Origin of the sequence: Streptomyces sp. NBC_00239 (genome assembly GCF_036194065.1) — a bacterium.
In the GTDB taxonomy this organism is placed as follows: Bacteria; Actinomycetota; Actinomycetes; order Streptomycetales; family Streptomycetaceae; genus Streptomyces.
The window spans coordinates 654,066-669,641 of the sequence record NZ_CP108095.1 but is presented as its reverse complement, the minus strand read 5'-3'; the positions used below and the strand labels follow the sequence as shown (position 1 = coordinate 669,641).

15 protein-coding genes are annotated in these 15,576 nt (G+C 75.0%); 8 read left to right on the top strand and 7 right to left on the bottom strand.

Annotation, left to right across the window (positions count from 1 at the left end):
- Window positions 1-39: 39 nt before the first annotated feature.
- Complete coding sequence (locus OG764_RS03030) at window positions 40-1,941, top strand: ABC transporter ATP-binding protein (RefSeq protein WP_328966801.1); 1,902 nt, start codon at window positions 40-42, stop codon at window positions 1,939-1,941.
- Window positions 1,938-3,704, top strand: a complete 1,767-nt coding sequence (locus tag OG764_RS03025) for an ABC transporter ATP-binding protein (RefSeq protein ID WP_328966800.1) — start codon at window positions 1,938-1,940, stop codon at window positions 3,702-3,704. The genes OG764_RS03030 and OG764_RS03025 overlap by 4 nt, the downstream gene beginning before the upstream one ends.
- A 36-nt stretch (window positions 3,705-3,740) precedes the next feature.
- Here OG764_RS03025 and OG764_RS03020 read toward each other — a convergent pair whose 3' ends face one another.
- Window positions 3,741-4,349, bottom strand: a complete 609-nt coding sequence (locus OG764_RS03020; RefSeq protein WP_328966799.1) for a response regulator transcription factor — start codon at window positions 4,347-4,349, stop codon at window positions 3,741-3,743.
- Between the two features lie 204 nt (window positions 4,350-4,553).
- Window positions 4,554-5,417, bottom strand: coding sequence for a UbiA family prenyltransferase (locus tag OG764_RS03015; RefSeq protein ID WP_328966798.1), 864 nt, complete (start codon window positions 5,415-5,417; stop codon window positions 4,554-4,556).
- A gap of 78 nt (window positions 5,418-5,495) precedes the next feature.
- Here OG764_RS03015 and OG764_RS03010 point away from each other — a divergent pair, with 78 nt between their 5' ends.
- Genes OG764_RS03010 through OG764_RS03000 form a run of 3 tightly spaced genes read left to right on the top strand, consistent with a single transcriptional unit; the run spans window position 5,496 to window position 8,178 of the window.
- Window positions 5,496-6,557, top strand: coding sequence for a type III polyketide synthase (locus OG764_RS03010; RefSeq protein ID WP_328966797.1), 1,062 nt, complete (start codon window positions 5,496-5,498; stop codon window positions 6,555-6,557).
- A 5-nt stretch (window positions 6,558-6,562) separates the two neighbouring features.
- Window positions 6,563-7,156: an isoprenylcysteine carboxyl methyltransferase family protein gene (locus tag OG764_RS03005; protein ID WP_328966796.1), complete on the top strand. Its 594-nt coding sequence runs from the start codon at window positions 6,563-6,565 to the stop codon at window positions 7,154-7,156.
- Window positions 7,153-8,178, top strand: coding sequence for an NAD(P)/FAD-dependent oxidoreductase (locus OG764_RS03000; protein ID WP_328966795.1), 1,026 nt, complete (start codon window positions 7,153-7,155; stop codon window positions 8,176-8,178). Before OG764_RS03005 ends, OG764_RS03000 begins: the two co-directional genes overlap by 4 nt.
- Window positions 8,179-8,279: 101 nt before the next feature.
- On the opposite strand, the gene OG764_RS02995 is transcribed toward OG764_RS03000, so the two are convergent.
- Window positions 8,280-8,747 (bottom strand): hypothetical protein, encoded by a 468-nt coding sequence (locus OG764_RS02995; RefSeq protein WP_328966794.1) that lies wholly within the window; start codon window positions 8,745-8,747, stop codon window positions 8,280-8,282.
- Between the two features lie 265 nt (window positions 8,748-9,012).
- On the opposite strand from OG764_RS02995, the gene OG764_RS02990 reads away from it, so the two are divergent.
- Window positions 9,013-9,612 carry a TetR/AcrR family transcriptional regulator gene (locus OG764_RS02990; protein WP_328972859.1) on the top strand — a complete coding sequence of 200 codons (600 nt, stop codon included), beginning with the start codon at window positions 9,013-9,015 and terminating at the stop codon, window positions 9,610-9,612.
- A 134-nt stretch (window positions 9,613-9,746) separates the two neighbouring features.
- Here the strand turns inward: OG764_RS02990 and OG764_RS02985 are convergent, their stop codons facing one another.
- On the bottom strand, window positions 9,747-10,505 hold the full coding sequence (locus OG764_RS02985; RefSeq protein ID WP_328966793.1) for a DeoR/GlpR family DNA-binding transcription regulator: 759 nt from the start codon (window positions 10,503-10,505) through the stop codon (window positions 9,747-9,749).
- 92 nt (window positions 10,506-10,597) lie between these two features.
- Between OG764_RS02985 and OG764_RS02980 the strand changes: the two genes are divergently transcribed.
- On the top strand, window positions 10,598-11,275 hold the full coding sequence (locus OG764_RS02980; RefSeq protein WP_328966792.1) for an NUDIX domain-containing protein: 678 nt from the start codon (window positions 10,598-10,600) through the stop codon (window positions 11,273-11,275).
- Window positions 11,276-11,286: 11 nt separating this feature from the next.
- Here the strand turns inward: OG764_RS02980 and OG764_RS02975 are convergent, their stop codons facing one another.
- The gene (locus OG764_RS02975; protein ID WP_328966791.1) at window positions 11,287-12,279 is read right to left on the bottom strand and encodes a helix-turn-helix transcriptional regulator; all 993 of its coding nucleotides are present in this window, start codon (window positions 12,277-12,279) and stop codon (window positions 11,287-11,289) included.
- 137 nt (window positions 12,280-12,416) lie between these two features.
- Here OG764_RS02975 and OG764_RS02970 point away from each other — a divergent pair, with 137 nt between their 5' ends.
- Complete coding sequence (locus tag OG764_RS02970) at window positions 12,417-12,812, top strand: RidA family protein (RefSeq protein ID WP_328972858.1); 396 nt, start codon at window positions 12,417-12,419, stop codon at window positions 12,810-12,812.
- A 142-nt stretch (window positions 12,813-12,954) separates the two neighbouring features.
- Here the strand turns inward: OG764_RS02970 and OG764_RS02965 are convergent, their stop codons facing one another.
- Window positions 12,955-14,238 carry an MFS transporter gene (locus OG764_RS02965; RefSeq protein WP_328966790.1) on the bottom strand — a complete coding sequence of 428 codons (1,284 nt, stop codon included), beginning with the start codon at window positions 14,236-14,238 and terminating at the stop codon, window positions 12,955-12,957.
- A gap of 51 nt (window positions 14,239-14,289) precedes the next feature.
- Entirely contained in the window at window positions 14,290-15,576 is a 1,287-nt protein-coding gene (locus OG764_RS02960; protein ID WP_328966789.1) for an aminotransferase class III-fold pyridoxal phosphate-dependent enzyme, read from the bottom strand.

Here is a 15,576-nt window from a genome sequence, read left to right as displayed (position 1 = left end):
GCGCCCGGGCCCGCACCCCATCCCTGGAGGCATCCGCCGATGAGTCACCCCGAGGCGGCCGCCGACCCGGCGCGGGCAACGGCCGTGGCGCGCACCGCCGACCGGGCCCTGGTGGCGGCGGCCCGGCACAGCGCCGGGCGGACCGCCGCCGTCCTCGGATGCGCGGTGGCCGCCGCCGCGGCGGCGCTCGCCGAACCCGCGCTCCTCGGCCACACCCTGGACCTGCTGCTGCGCCGGGACCCGTCCGGCCCCGCCTGGACCCTGCTGTGCGCCGCGGTCATCGCGGCCGAAGTGGCGCTGGACGCGGCCGCCGCCCAGCTGACCGGAGTGGTGGACGGCCGCTCCACCGCCCTGCTGCGCAGGCTCGGGCTGTCCCGGCTGCTGCGGACGGCCCCGCACCACGCGGCCCGTCACGCCCCGGGCGAGACCGCCGCACGGCTGACCGCGCACGCCGCCGAGGCCGGGAAGGTGCCGGCCGCCGTCGCGCACGCCCTCGCCGCACTGCTGCCGCCCCTCGGTGCGGTCGCCGCGCTCTTCCTCATCGACCTGTGGACGGCGCTCGCCTTCCTCGCGGGCGTTCCGCTGCTGCTGCTCCTGCTCAGGGCCTTCGCCCGCGACACCCGCACCATCGTCGGCCGCTACCAACAGGTCCAGCTCGCGACCGCCGGCCGCCTCGTCGAGGCCCTGGCCGGGGCGCGCACGATCGCCGCCGCCGGTACCGCGGAGCGCGAACGCGCCCGGATCCTGGCCCGGTTGCCGGAGCTGGCGGCCGTGGGCAGGCGCATGTGGCAGGTCTACGGCGGCACCACGGCCCGGTCCGCCGTCCTCATGCCGACGCTCCTCTACGCGGTCCTCGCCGTCGGCGGCATCCGCCTGTCGGCCGGGGCCATCGGGGTCGGCGAACTCCTCGCCGTCGTGAGGTACGCGGGACTCGCGGCCGGAATCGGCGCCGTCACCGGCGGGCTGGCGGCCGTGGTGCGCGGCCGGGCCGCCGCCGGCCGCACCGCCGCCCTCATGGGACTGCCCGTACTCGCCCACGGCGCCGCGGAGTTCCCCGACGGCGGCCCCGGCACCCTGGAACTGCGCGGCGTGCGGGTGGTGCGCGGCGGATCGGCGGTGCTGCGGGACATCAGCCTGGTGATTCCCGGAGGCTCCACGGTGGCGGTGGTGGGGCGGTCCGGCGCCGGAAAGACGCTGTTCGCCGCCGCGGCAGGCCGGCTCACCGACCCGGACGCGGGCCAGGTGCTGCTGGACGGCGTGTCCCTGCGGGACGTGACCGCGCTGGCCCTGCGCCGCGAGGTCGGGTACGCCTTCGACCGGCCCGTGCTCTTCGGGGACACGGTCGACGACGCGATCGGCTTCGGCGCGGGCCCCGACCCCGGCCCGGACGCGGTACGTGCCGCGTCCCGTGCGGCCGGCGCCGACGTGTTCGTACGCCGCCTCCCCCACGGGTACGCGACCCGTCTCACCGACGCCCCCATGTCCGGGGGCGAGCTCCAACGCCTCGGTCTGGCCCGGGCGTTCTGCCGCGCCGGCCGACTGCTCGTGCTGGACGACGCCACTTCCAGCCTCGACACCGTCACCGCCCGCGAGGTCGAGCGGGCGCTCACCCACGAGGTCCGGCCCGGCACCCGGATCGTGGTCGCGCACCGCCTCTCGTCCGCGGCCCGCGCCGATCTCGTCGTATGGCTGGAGGACGGGCGGATACGGGCGGCCGGCGCCCACGACGAGCTGTGGCGGCACGACCCCGCCTACCGGGCGGTGTTCGCCGCGGACGCCCTGCCGGGAGCCGAAGACGCCCTCACCGGAACCGATGACGCCCTGACGGGAACCGAAGGCGTCCTGACGGGAGCCGAAGCGGAAGCCTCGGCCGGGACGGCCGACGCCCCGGCCGCGGACGATCGCGGAACGCCCCCAGGGAAACAGGAGGCGGCCCGGTGACCGAGGGCGAGACCTGGCGCCGGGTGGCCCCCGAGGCCCGGCGGTTCCTGCGCGGGCACAAGGGCGCCGTGGGACGCCTCGCGGCGTGGTCGCTCCTCGAATCCGCGCACACGTTCCTCGGCGGCTACGCGGTGGCCCGGGCCCTCGACGACGGTTTCCTCGCCGGCCGTACCGCCACCGGTCTCGCCTGGCTGACCGCCGCCGCGGTGGGCGCGCTGCTCGGCGGGTTCGCGCTGCGCGGCGTGTTCGCGGGACTCGCCGGCCTCGTGGAGCCGCTCCGGGACGGCCTGGTCCGGCGGGCCGTGCGGCAGGCACTGGACAGCGCGGTCGCCGCCCCGGCGCACGCCCCCGACACGGGGGCGGTGTCACGGCTGACCCAGCAGACGGAGATGGCCAGGGACTCGTTCGCGGGGCTGTTGCTGACGACCCGCTCGTTCGTGTTCACCGCCGTGGGCGCCTTCGCGGGCATGGCCGCCCTCGCCCCCGTCCTGCTGCTGATCGTGGTGCCCCCGCTGATGCTGGGCACGCTCGCCTTCCTGGCCACGCTCCGCCCCATGGCCTCCGTACAGCGCCGCTGCCTGGACACCGACGAAGCGCTGTCGGGCCGGGTGGGGGCGGTGGCGGAGGGCCTGCGCGACATCGTCGCCTGCGGGGGCGGGACGCAGGCGCGGGCGCGGGTGGAGCCCCTGATCGCCGCCCAGGAACGGTGGTCGCGCACGCTCGCGCGCTGGGCCGCCCTGCGCACCCTGTCCCTGGGCGCGGCCGGCCGGCTGCCGGTGATCGCACTGCTCGCCGCGACGCCCTGGCTGCTCGGTCGCGGCATCACCGCCGGCGCGCTCGCCGGCGGCTTCCTGTACGTGGTGCAGGCGCTGCTGCCCGCCGTCGACTCGCTGATGACGGCCTTGGGGTCGGCCGGCACCCGCCTGCTGGTGGTCGTCGAGCGCTTCTGCCGGCCGTTGCCGCCCGGCCCGGACGGGAGCCGGGCGACGGAGCCGCATGCGCTCGTCCAAGCGGGCCGACAGGACGCCGCGGCCGAGCTGCGGGGGGCCACCTTCGCCTACGGCCCCGGCGCGGTTCCCGTGATCGACGCCCTCGACCTGGTGGTGCGGCCGGGGGAGCACCTCGCCGTCGTCGGGCCCAGCGGCATCGGCAAGTCCACGCTCACCGCCCTGCTCGCCGGGATGCTGTCACCCGACGCGGGCGCCGTCCTCGTCGCCGGCACGGCCGCCCGCCGCACGAACGGTCCCACCGGACCGGACCCGCGACGGACCCTGCTGCCGCAGCAGGCCTACGTGTTCACCGGCACCGTGCGGGAGAACCTGACCCACCTGTCCCCGTCCCCGGGCGCCGGCACGCCGGGGGACGCCGAGGTGCGGCGGGCCGTCCGCGCCCTGGCGATGGAAGACCTCGTGGAGCGGCTCGGCGGCCTGGACGGCGAGGTGTCCCCCCGGCTGCTGTCCCGAGGAGAGAGCCAGCTCCTCGCGCTCGCCGCCGCCTACCTCTCGTCGGCACCGCTGCTGCTGCTCGACGAGGCCACCTGCCACCTGGACCCGCGAGCGGAGGAGCGTGCCGAACGGGCCCTCGCCGCCCGTCCCGGCACCCTCGTCGTCGTCGCCCACCGCGTGTCCTCGGCGGCCCGCGCCGACCGGGTCCTCGTCCTCGACGGGACCCGCGCCGTGTGCGGCACGCACGAGGAACTCACGACCCGGTCGGCCCTGTACCGCGACCTGGTGGGGAAGTGGAACCGGTCCGCGGACGGATGACGCGTCGCGCGCGCCGTCCGCGGCGGCGACCGCGGATCACACCCAGCCCGCCCGCCGGGAAATCCGGATCGCGTCGATGAGGTTGCGCGCGCCGGTCTTGCGGGTCGCGGCGGCCATGTAGTTGCGCACCGTTCCGCTCGCCAGGTGCAGGGCGCGGGCGATCTCGACGGTGGAGTCGCCCTCCGCGGCCCGTGCCAGCACGCTCAGTTCTCGCGGGCTGAGCGGTACCGGGTCGGCCTCCATGAAGGCGGTGGCCAGCGAGGCGTCGATGAACCGTTCTCCGGCGGCGACCTTCCGCACGGCCCGCACGAGGCGCCCCGGCGAGCCGGCCTTGTCGACGTACCCGCGGGCCTCGGCCCGGAAGGCCCGGTGCAGGGAACCGGGCGCGCCGGTCGACGCGAGCACCAGGACCGAGGACGGGGACCCGAGGACCTGGCGGTCCGGGCCCGCGCTGCCGGCCAGCACGGCCGTCGTCCCCGGACAGTCGAGGTCGACGACCGTCACGTCCGGTCGTAAGGACTCCGCCTGGCGGGCCGCGGTCCGCCAGCCCGCCGAGGTGACTTCGAACGACCCTTCGGATCTCAGCAGGGAGGCCAGTGCCGACCGGACCAGACGGGCGCTGTGCAGGACCAGGACCTTCGTCATCGTGCGCTCTCCTCGGTAGACGAACGAACAGCACCACGCGGCTGCCCCGGGCAGGGGATGATGGAACGTCACTTCGGGGGGCGCGCAGGGGCGCACGCGAAACTTGGCCGAGACCCCGGTAAATTCCGCTTTCGTTGGCGGGTAACCGCCTTGAAGAGCCGACGCGGCGGGACAACGCACGGTCGACCGTGCGGACGCGACCGGTCAGCGCAGCCCCGCGCCCGCCACCACGACGAGCGCCACATCGGCGCCCGCGATCACGAGCGTCGCGTGGAACGGAACCCGGCCCGCCGGCCGAGCGGCCGCGAACAGCCCCGCGCCGGTCGTGACCGCCAGCAGCCCCCAGCCGTACGGGCTCACCCGCCCCGGCGGTCCGGCCACGAGCGCCAGGGCAGAGCCGAGGACGAGGAACGCGGCCAGCGCCCCCGAACGGCGGGCCCCGAGCCGCTGCGGCAGCCCGCGAACCCCGGTGGCCAGGTCGTCCCCGATGTCGGGCAATACGTTGGCGACGTGCGCCCCCGCGCCGAGCAGGGCGGCGCCGGCCATCAGCCACAGCGGCGGCCACGGCGCGCCGGGCAGGGCGAGCGTGACGAACGCGGGCAGCAGGCCGAAGGCCAGGCAGTAGGGGAGCCACGAGGCCGCGGTGGCCTTCAGCCTGAGGTTGTACGCCCAGGCCGCCGCCACCCCGCACAGGTGCGCGGCCCCCGCGAGCGGCCCGCAGGCCAGCGAGAGCACCGTGCACAGCAGCAGCGCCCCGAGCGCGGCGGCGGTCACCGCGCCGGGCCGTACGAGGCCCGCGACCAGCGGCTTGTCAGACCGGCGCGTCGCGGTGTCGCGGTGCATGTCGACCCGGTCGTTGCACCAGCCCACCGAGAGCTGGCCGGCCGCCACCGCGCCGCCGGTGAGGGCCGCTCCGGCGGGGCCCCGGCCCACCGCCACGGCCAGCGCGATCGCCAACAGGGTCACCGCGGCGGCCGGAACCGGATGGCAGGCCGCCAGCAGCCCCGCCACGGCCCGCCCGCGCCGGCCGAACCGGGGGGCGATGGTCTCCTTCGTCGCGACGGACACGGCGCCACCCTAGGTCCGGCGGCGCGCCCGGCAGGCACCATTCCTCAAGCGGCGCCGGTTGTTCCCTATGTTGGGCCAATGACGCGTGTCCTGTCAGTGAGCAGCGTGTTCCCGCCCCACCGCCACCCGCAGTCGGAGATCACCGAAGCCCTCGCCCGCTGCCTGCCGCCGGGTTCGGACACCGGCCCGCTGCGCCGCATCCACGCCTCTGTCCGGGTCGACCACCGCAACCTGGCGCTGCCGCTGGACGGTTACGGGCCGTCGAGCGACTTCGGCGCCACGAACGCCGTCTTCGTCGAGACGGCTCTGGAACTCGGCGCGCACGCCGTCGCGGCGGCCCTCACCGAAGCCGGCTGCGCGCCGCACGACGTCGACCTCATCATGTCGACCACGGTCACGGGCCTCGCGACGCCCTCACTGGAGGCCCGGCTCGCCCACCGGGCAGGGCTGCGCCCCGACGTGAAGCGGATGCCGCTCTTCGGTCTCGGCTGTGCGGCGGGCGCCGCCGGCCTCGGCCACCTCCACGACCACCTGACCGGTCGACCCGGCCACGCCGCGCTCCTGCTGTCCACTGAGCTGTGCTCGCTCACCCTCCAGCCCACGGACACCTCGATGGCGAACCTGGTCGCGGGCGCCCTGTTCGGCGACGGCGCGGGAGCCCTGCTGGCGGTGGGGCCCGGGCACCCCCTGCACGACACGGGCACCGGACCGTCGGTGGTGGCCTCGCGCAGCCGGCTGTATCCGGGCACCGAGGGGCTCCTCGGATGGGACATCGGCCAGTGGGGCTTCCGGATGGTGCTGGGCCGCGAACTCCCGGAGCTGGTACGGCTGCACGTGGCCGAGGAGATCGAGACGTTCCTCGCCGGGCACGACCTCAAGCCCCTCGACGTCGACGCGTGGATCTGCCATCCGGGCGGGCCGAGGATCCTGGACGTGCTCGCGCAGTCCCTGGGCCTTCCCGACGCGGCGTTCGCGGCGAGCCGCCGCTCGCTGGCCGACGCGGGGAACCTCTCCTCCGCCTCGGTCCTGCACATCCTCGGCGGGATCCAGGCCGCCGGACCGCCCGCGCCCGGCTCGGTGGGGCTGATGGTCGCCTTCGGGCCGGGGTTCGCCTCCGAACTCGTCCTGCTGAGGTGGTGACTCCCATGTCCCTCTCCGTCTCCCTGTACCTGGTGTTGGTGGGCCTCGTCGCGGTCGAGCGGCTCGTGGAACTGGCCGTCGCCCGCCGCAATGCGGTCTGGAGCCTGGCCCGGGGCGGTCGGGAGTACGGCCGCGGTCACTACCCCGCCATGGTGGTGCTGCACACCGCGCTGCTCGTGGCCTGCGCGGTGGAACCCTGGGCCGCCGGCCGCCCGTTCCTGCCGCTGCTGGGCTGGACCGCGCTCGCCCTGGCGCTGGCCGCCCAGGGCCTGCGCTGGTGGTGCGTCGCGGCGCTCGGCCCGCGCTGGAACACCCGGGTGCTCGTCGTGCCCGGGCTGCCCCTGGTCACGGGCGGGCCGTACCGCTTCGTACGGCACCCGAACTACGTCGCGGTGGTCGTGGAGGGCGCCGCGCTGCCGCTGGTGCACTCGGCCTGGGTGACCGCGGCCTGCTTCACCGCGCTGAACGCGCTGCTGCTGCGCGTACGCGTCCGCTGCGAGGACGCCGCCCTGGCCGACGCGCCGGCCGACGGAGCCCCGGCCCGTGACGTCCCGCCCCACGGCACCGTCGCGCCGGCGCCGGCCGGACCCGCGTCGTGATCGACCTGCTGATCGTGGGCGGAGGGCCCGCCGGGCTGGCGACGGCCATCCGCGGCGCGCTGGCCGGCCTGGAGACCGTGGTGCTGGAACCCCGCCCCACGCCCGTCGACAAGGCGTGCGGCGAGGGCTTGATGCCGGGCGGGGTACGCCGCCTGCGGGAGCTGGGCGTGACGGTGCCCGGCCGGCCGTTCCACGGCATCCGCTACCTCGACGGCGTCACCGGCCGGAAGGCCGAGGGCCTCTTCCGCGCCGGCCCCGGCCTCGGCATCCCGCGCACCGACCTCCAGGCCGCCCTGGCCGAACGGGCGGCGCGGCTGGGCGTACGGGTGGTGCCGCGCCGCGTGACGGAGGTCCGGCAGGACGAACACGCGGTCACGGCGGCCGGGCTGACCGCCCGCCACCTGGTCGCGGCGGACGGCCTGCACTCCCCGCTCCGGCGCGCGCTCGGCCTGTCGGCGCCGCCCGCCCCGGGCCGGCCGGCGCGCTACGGCCTGCGCCGCCACTACACCGCCGAGCCCTGGAGCGACCTGGTGGAGGTGTACTGGTCCGCGCACGGCGAGGCGTACGTGACGCCGCTGGCGCCCGACCGGATCGGGGTGGCCGTACTGACCTCGGAGCGAGCCCCCTTCGACGTACAGCTCGCCCGGTTCCCGCAGCTGACCGCGCGGTTGCCGGCCGTGCCCGGCGGCGCGGTGCGCGGTGCGGGACCGCTGCGACAGGGGTCCCGCAGCCGGGTGGCGGGGCGGGTGCTGTTCGTCGGGGACGCCGCCGGATACGTCGACGCTCTGACCGGCGAGGGCCTCACGCTGGCCCTGACCGCGGCCGAGGCCCTCGTGCGGTGCGTGGCGGCGGGGCGGCCGCAGGCGTACGAGCAGGCCTGGCGGGACCTCTCCCGCGGCTACCGCACGCTCACCGGCTCCCTGCTCTGGGCCCGGGAACAGCGACGCCTCGCCGGACGGATCGTCCCCCTGGCCGCCCGCCTGCCCGCCCTGTTCACCCGTGCCGTCAACCTGCTCGCGTAGGGTGACGCGCCGTCACGGCGCGGTTCCGGCGCGACGCAGCGTGACGCCGGTGGAGCGTGCCCGGCCTGTGTCCGGACCCCCCGCCTACGGGTCCCGCGGTGTCAGCTGTAGTAGGTGTCGAAGGAGGCGACCCAAAGAGCCGACAGCGGCAGGACGGACAACTGGACGACCGCCGTGGTCCAGCACCGCGCGAGGAGCGCGGCGGAGGCGCTCCACCAGGCCGTCGTGCGCAGCAGGCTCACCGCGTCCGCCTGGTAGCCCCGGCCGCCGGGATCCATCATGCCGGGGTAGCCCATCCACTCTTCGGTGAAGATGCCGTCCGCGCCGAGCACGATGACCGCCGACACGAGCCACACGTCGGCCACCAGCACCGCCACGGCGAGGGCCCGGTCGAAGCGGAGGTACGCGGGGGCCGGGAGCAGCAGGCGTGCGAAGGGATGCCCGTGGCTGCGCAGCCATTGCTGCCCCCGGCTGCGCCACAGCACCGAGGACGCGTACCCCAGCCCACCCAGGGCGGCGACCCAGCCGACGATGGAGAACAGCCCGAAGAACAAGATCACGACGCCCATGCCCGACCAGATGCCCCGACTCCCCGGAGCGGTTCCCTCCGCCCCGACGGGCTCCCGGAACCCTCCGGCCGCGTCGGCGCGGTGGGGAACCGTCAGTTCCCGTTCGGCGACGGTCCGCAAGACGCCGCACGCCCGTGGCGCGGGGGTCCGCGGGGACGGTCGGTTCGGACGGGGGCGTCCCGCGCCCCGTAGAATACGGACCGCGGGTCCGCTTCGCTGGTACGGGCCCGCGGTCGCTTCGCCCAGGGGAGGAACCGGCGTGTCCGTGCCCGAACGCAAGCTGCGCAAGGACGCCGCGCGCAACCGGCGGGCGGTCCTCGAAGCCGCCGACGCCCTCTTCGCCCGCTGCGAGAGCCCCCGGGACCTCACCATGGCGGACATCGCGGCAGCGGCGGGCGTCGGCAAGGGGACGCTCTTCCGTGCCTTCGGCGACCGCGCCGGGCTGCTGCGCGCGCTGTACGAGGCGCGGCTCGAACCCGTCAGGCAGGCCGTGCTCGCGGGCCCGCCGCCGCTGGGGCCCGCCACCCCGCCGCAGCAGCGCGCAGCGGCCCTGCTCGACTCCGTCCTCTGCTTCAAGATCGACAACCGCCGGCTCGCGCTGGCCCTGGAGGAGAGCGGCGGCGGCCCCTACCGGGCCGAGCACTACGAGCGGTGGCACGGTCTGCTGCGGGCCGTCCTGGCGGAGATCCCCGGCCTGACCGACGGCGACTTCACCGCCCATGCCCTGCTCGCCGCCACCCGTGCCGACCTCGTCGAGCGGCTGACCGGTCAGGAGGGCGTACCGCGCGAGCGGCTGCGGGCCGAACTGGCGGGCTACGTCGCCAAAGTCGCCGCCGCCCGCCCGGGACCGGCCCCCGAGGCCTGACCGGCGCCCCGCGGGGCGGCCGGCTGTCCGGTGCTCCGGCTCCGGCCGCATCGCCGCCACGGGATGCGGGCCGGCCGGGACGGGGGGAGTGGCCGGGCCGGGGCCCCGCCGGTAGGGGACGCGGCGGGGCTCGGTCAGTCGGCTGCCAGGACTTCCACGCCCAGCGCCTCGAGCTGCTCGACGACCGCGTCGTGCGGGTCGGCATCGGTGATCAGGCCGGTGACCTTCGACCACGGCAGGACGCGGAACCGCGAAGCCGTGCCGATCTTCTCGGAGGAGGCGAGGACGTACGTGTCCGCGGCCCGCGCGGACAACGCGCGCTTCATCGCCGCCTCCTCGGCGTCCCCGGTGGTCAGTCCCGCCTCGGGGTGCACGCCGGTGACGCCGAGCAGGCAGAGGTCGGCGGAGACGTTCTGCGCCGCCTCGACCGCGGCGGCCCCGCAGGCCACCGCCGAATGCTTGAAGACGCGCCCCCCGAGCAGGAAGAGCTCCGCCCGCGGATGGTCGAGCATGGCCGCGGCGATCGTCGGACTGTGGGTGATCACCGTGCAGTCGAGATCCCGGGGGAGCGCACGGGCGACGGCGAGGGCGGTGGTGCCGCCGTCGAGGATCAGCGCACTGCCCGGCCGTACGAGGGCGGCGGCCACCGAAGCGACCTTCTGCTTGCCGTCCGGGGCGACCGTCTGGCGGGCCGCATAGTCGACCACCGCGGGCGAAACGGGCAGCGCGCCGCCGTAGACCCGCTGGCACAGCCCCTCGGCGGCGAGATCGCGCAGGTCCCGCCGGACGCTGTCCTCGGAGATCCCCAGTGCGGCGGCGACGTCCTTGGCGACGATCTTGCCCTGGCGGGCGAGCAGACCGAGCAGGTGGTCGCGCCGTTCAGCAGCCAGCATGCACGTTCTCTCCTGTTCTTGCACGTTCCTGCATGTACTGTAGCGGGCGTGACCGAGACCCCGCACCGCATCCAGCAGGAAGGCCGGGGCGCATGACGGCCCGCCCCGGCATCGACACCCCCGACCACCGCGGCCGCACCGGGCTCGACCGGGCCGGACGCGACCTGGACCGCAACCCCGGCGTCGTGGTCCGCGACGTCGAACTCACCTCCCAGGGCTGGCACGTCCTGCGGCGCACCACCTTCGACTACCGCCGCCGCGACGGACGCTGGGAGACCCAGCAGCGCGAGACGTACGACCGCGGCAACGGCGCCGTCGTCCTGCCCTACGACACCGCACGCGGCCGCGTGCTGCTCACCCGCCAGTTCCGCTACCCGGCCTACGTCAACGGCCACCCCGACGGCATGCTCGTCGAAGCGGCCGCAGGACTGCTCGACGCGGACGACCCGCAGACCGCCATCCGACGCGAGAGCGCCGAAGAGCTCGGCGTCACCCTCGGCCCCCTCACCCGCGTCCTCGACGCCTACATGAGCCCCGGCTCCGTCACCGAACGCCTCCACTTCTTCGCCGCCCCCTACACCCCGGCCGACCGGACCGGAAGCGGTGGCGGGCTCGCCGAGGAGGGCGAGGACATCGAGGTTCTCGAAATGCCGTTCGCCGAGGCCCTCGCCATGACCCGCGACGGGCGCATCACCGACGGCAAGACCGTCCTGCTCCTGCAATGGGCGGCCCTGGACGGCCCCTTCGCCCCCGCCGCGGGCAGCCGCTGACCGCGCCGCCCCTACCGGGTCCCGTCGCGCTGATCGGGGAAGTCCCCGTAGTGGGCGGCCATCGCGGCGGCACGGTCGCGCAAGGAGGCGCGCAACGACTGCGGGGCCAGGGCCTCCGCGTCCGTGCCGAGCTGCCACAGCGCCCATTCGGCGTGCCGGGCGTCCTGGAACGTCACCTCCAGCCGCAGCCGGCCGTCCGCGTCGGGTTCCTCCGTGCGGACCGCCAGCGCGCTGTCCAGCAGTTCCTCCCGCCGCGCCGGGTTCACCCGTACCAGCACGGCGATGTGGTCGTCGGCGAGGAACCGCGCGGACCGGTCCCGCCAGATCCGGTCCAGATCGACCCGGTTCGGCCGCTGTGCCGCCTCGGGGAGTTCCTCGGCGGCCAGCACCCGCGACAGCCGGTAGGTGCGGTCCGCGCCGTCCCTCGTGGCCAGCAGATAGCCCCGGTCCCGTACGGTGACCAGGCCGATCGGATCCACCGTGCGCCACGTCGGGGCCTGGCCCGTGGCCGCGTAGTGGATCCGCAGCTTGTGCCCGGCGAGCACCGCACGCCTGACCTCGATCATCGCGCTGTCGGGTACGTCCTCCACGGCCGGACGGCGTGAGAGCAGGTCCGACTCGGGGTCGACCAAGAACCGCTGGGCCGCGTCGCTCGCGGAGGCCCGGTGGCCTTCGGGCAGCGCGTCGACCACCTTCCGCATGGCCGAGGCGAGTGCCGAGCGGAGACCGAACACCTGCTCGCCGCGCCCCGATCCGGCGGCCAGCAAGGCGATGGCCTCGTCGTGGTTCAGCCCGATGAGCTCGGTCTGGAAACCGGGCAGGAGCGTGAAACCGCCGTGCCTGCCGCGTTCGGCGTAGACCGGGACGCCGGCCGCGGACAGTGCCTCGATGTCGCGCAGCACGGTGCGGGTCGACACCTCCAGCTCGCGGGCCAGCGTGTCCGCTGTCAGCCGCCCGCGCCGGCGCAGCAGCAGCACCAGTGAAACCAACCGGTCGGCACGCATGGCGAAAACTCTAACGGAATACATGACAGGAGGTGTCGTGATGTGTTGGCAGGGTCGTTGACGCGACGTCACAGCCGGCGGTTGCCGAGCCGAGGGACGGACGTACTACCGATGAATCGAATGGAGCTGACGTGGCAGTGGAACGAACAGCGGTCAACCCGGTGACGTGGTCGAAGGAGCTGGGATTCAACCAGGGCGAGGTCGTCTCCGGGCCCACACGGACCCTGTACATCTCCGGTCAGACCGCGATGAGCGGCGACGGCAAGCCCCGGCACGACGGGGACCTCGCGGCTCAGTTGGAGCTCAGCATCGACAACCTGGAGGCCGTGCTCGGCGAGGCCGGCATGTCTCTGGCCAACCTGGTCCGGCTCAACGTCTACACGACCGACGTCGACCTGCTCTTCCGGCACTACGGCGTACTGGCGGCCCGGCTCGGCGCCGCAGGCGTGGCGCCGACCTCGACGATGCTCGGCGTGACCCGGCTGGCGATCCCCGGCCAACTGGTGGAGCTGGAAGGCACCGCCGTCGCCTGACGCGCCCGTCGCTCCCTGCTCCCCGTGCCGGCCGAACCGGCACGAGGAGCAGGCGGCAGCCGACGGCGGGCGAGGGCTGACGGTGGGGAGGCCGATTGCCGAGACGGTGTCGTCGACTTGGCGCACGGCCCGGGCCGGGCGCTCACCTGCGGGAGCGGAGGGAGGGGGACGCCGAGGCGGCGATGAGCACGATCAATACGGGTACGGCCAGGCCGAGGGTGAGGCCGTAGGCGTCGGCGACGGCGCCGATCAGCGCGGGGCCGGTGAAGAACCCCAGGTAGCCGAGGATCGAGACAGTGGCGATCGCCCGCGTCGGAGACCGCCCCGGCGCCGAGCCGGTCGCGGCGAGGATCAGCGGCAGCGTGTAGGAAATGCCGAAGCCGAACAGGGCCAGTCCGAGCAGACCCGCCACCGTGCTGCCGGCGGGCAGGGCCGCGCCCAGGCAGACTCCTGCCGTGAGCGTGCCGGCCAGGAACGGCCGGATCGGCCCGAACCGGGCAACGAGCCGGTCGCCGACCAGGCGGCCCAGGAACATCGCCCCGGCGAAGACCGCGAAACCGGCCGCGGCCAGGGCGGCGGTGGCCCCCGTCTCGTCACGGAGGTAGACAGCGGCCCAGTCGTTGGCGGCGCCCTCGGCCAGAGCCACGCAGAAGGCCAGCAGACCCAGGACGACGAGTCTGGCCGTCGGGCGGGCGCCCGCGCCGCGCACGGTCCGTGCTCCGGGCGGTGCCGGGCGTTCCGCCGTCCATGCCGTCCGTTCCCCCCTTCCTGTTTCCGTCGGCGGTTCCCCCGCCCCCGCCGGGCGGACCGGGTCGGCCGGGGAGAGCGGGTCGGTCGGCTGCGGCAGCAGCCGCCGGGTGCCGCAGGCCGCCGCAGCGGCCACGAGCACGCTGACGACGGCGAAGTGCGCGGCGAGCGGCACCCCGTTGTGCTCGGCGACCGCGCCGATCAGCGAACCGCTGATCATCCCGAGGCTGTGGCGTGCGTGAATGCCGGACAGAAGGGCCCGCCCGGTCGTCCGCTCGACCGCCACCCCATGGGCGTTCATCGCCACGTCCACCACGCTGTTGGCCAAGGCGAAGGCCGCCACGGCGACCGTCAGCCCGGTGAGGTCGCCTGCGGTCAGGAGGCCGGACAGGGACACGGCGAACAGCGGCACCGTGACGCGCAGCGTCCGGCGGCTGCCGAAGACCGTCGTGACCAGGCCGCCGAGCAGCAGGCCGAGCACCGCACCGAGATTCAGTCCGCAGAAGGCGACCGCCAGGCCGGCGTCGTCCAGCTCGAGTTGGTCCTTGACCGTCGGGATCCTCGCGGCCCAGCTCGCGAACAGCGTGCCGGTGAGGAAGAACACCAGCCGCACCGACCGCAGGGCTCCGCGATGAGTCGCGTGCAGTCCGGAGACGGGCGAGAAGGTCGTCAGCGGCATGGCTTCCCCTGGTGTGTCTGTCCGTGGGTGATCCCGGGTGCTGGACCACCCTCAGGCGTCGTGGTCCGGGGAGAAGCCCGGCCACCACGTGCCGATGCTCCGCAGGGTGGCGCCGAAGGCCCGTCGGGCCTCGGCGTGCGCGTCGGTGTCGCTCACGCCCGAACGGCGTTGCGGCGCCCGGGCGTTGCGCAGTGCCTCGGCCAGGCTGTCTTCGGCGGCCTGGAGCGTGAGCGCGATGTCGTCGGTGGACGTCGCGGCAGAGATCATGTGCACCCCGCGGTACTCCATCAGTACCCCGCGCCGCAGCAGCCCGGCGTAGAACGCCTCGCCGATCCCGTCATCCGTGAAGAGCACGCGGAACATCGACGGCCACGAGAACGCGACGGCGGGGACCGAGGACCGTTCGAAGATCCCGTTGAATCCGTCGATCAGTGCCGCGCCCACCGCGTGCATCGCCCCGATGGGATCGTCCGAGCGGAAGGCGCGCAGGCTCGCCGCTGCGGCCGCGAACGGGGTGACCTCCCGCTGGTAGGTGTAGCCGAGGTAGGCGGCCTCCGCGCCGTCGAAGATCTCGCCGGAGCCGACCACCGCGGACAGTGCCATGCCGTTGGCGAGCCCCTTGCTCAACGTGATCAGGTCGGGCCGGATCCCGGCGGCCGCCGCGTAGCCTCCCAGGCGGTAGCGGAACCCGCTCATCACCTCGTCCAGTACCAGCAGGCACCCGTGGCCGCGCACCAGTTGGGCGAGTTCCACGTGGAACGAGTGCGGGAAGAAGTTGACCTCCGGCGTGACGAACACGCAGGCGACCTCCCGCCACCGCTCGGCGAGCAGCTCGGCCAGCCTGTCCAGGTCGTAGCCGAAATCCACGGTTTCCGCGTCGCGGCCCGGCAACCCGCCGAAGGCCGACTGGAGATGCCAGTCGTGCCACCCGTGGAACCCGCTGGTCAGCACCAGCCGCCGCCCGGTGTGCACCCGGCAGATCCGTGCGGCTGCGGTGGTCGCGCACGAGCCGGTCCGGAAGAACCGGACCCGGTCGGCGAACGGGAAGAAGGACAGCAGCAGTTCGGCCGTCTCGATGCGGGCCGCCGACAGGGTGCTCGGCACGATTCCGCCTCTGCGGAGGGTGTCGATCGCGGCTTCCACGACGGCCGGGTGCCCGATGCCCAGGGGCGCGGCGCCGCTGCACGAGGTGTAGTCGATGTAGCGGTTGCCGTCGGCGTCCCAGATGTGGCAGCCCTCGGCCCGGTCGGCCACCACGGGGAAGCGCTTCTCCAGGTCCCAGCGCGGGCTCGCGGTCACCGCCCGGGCGCGGACGATCAGTTCGGACATGTTCGACAT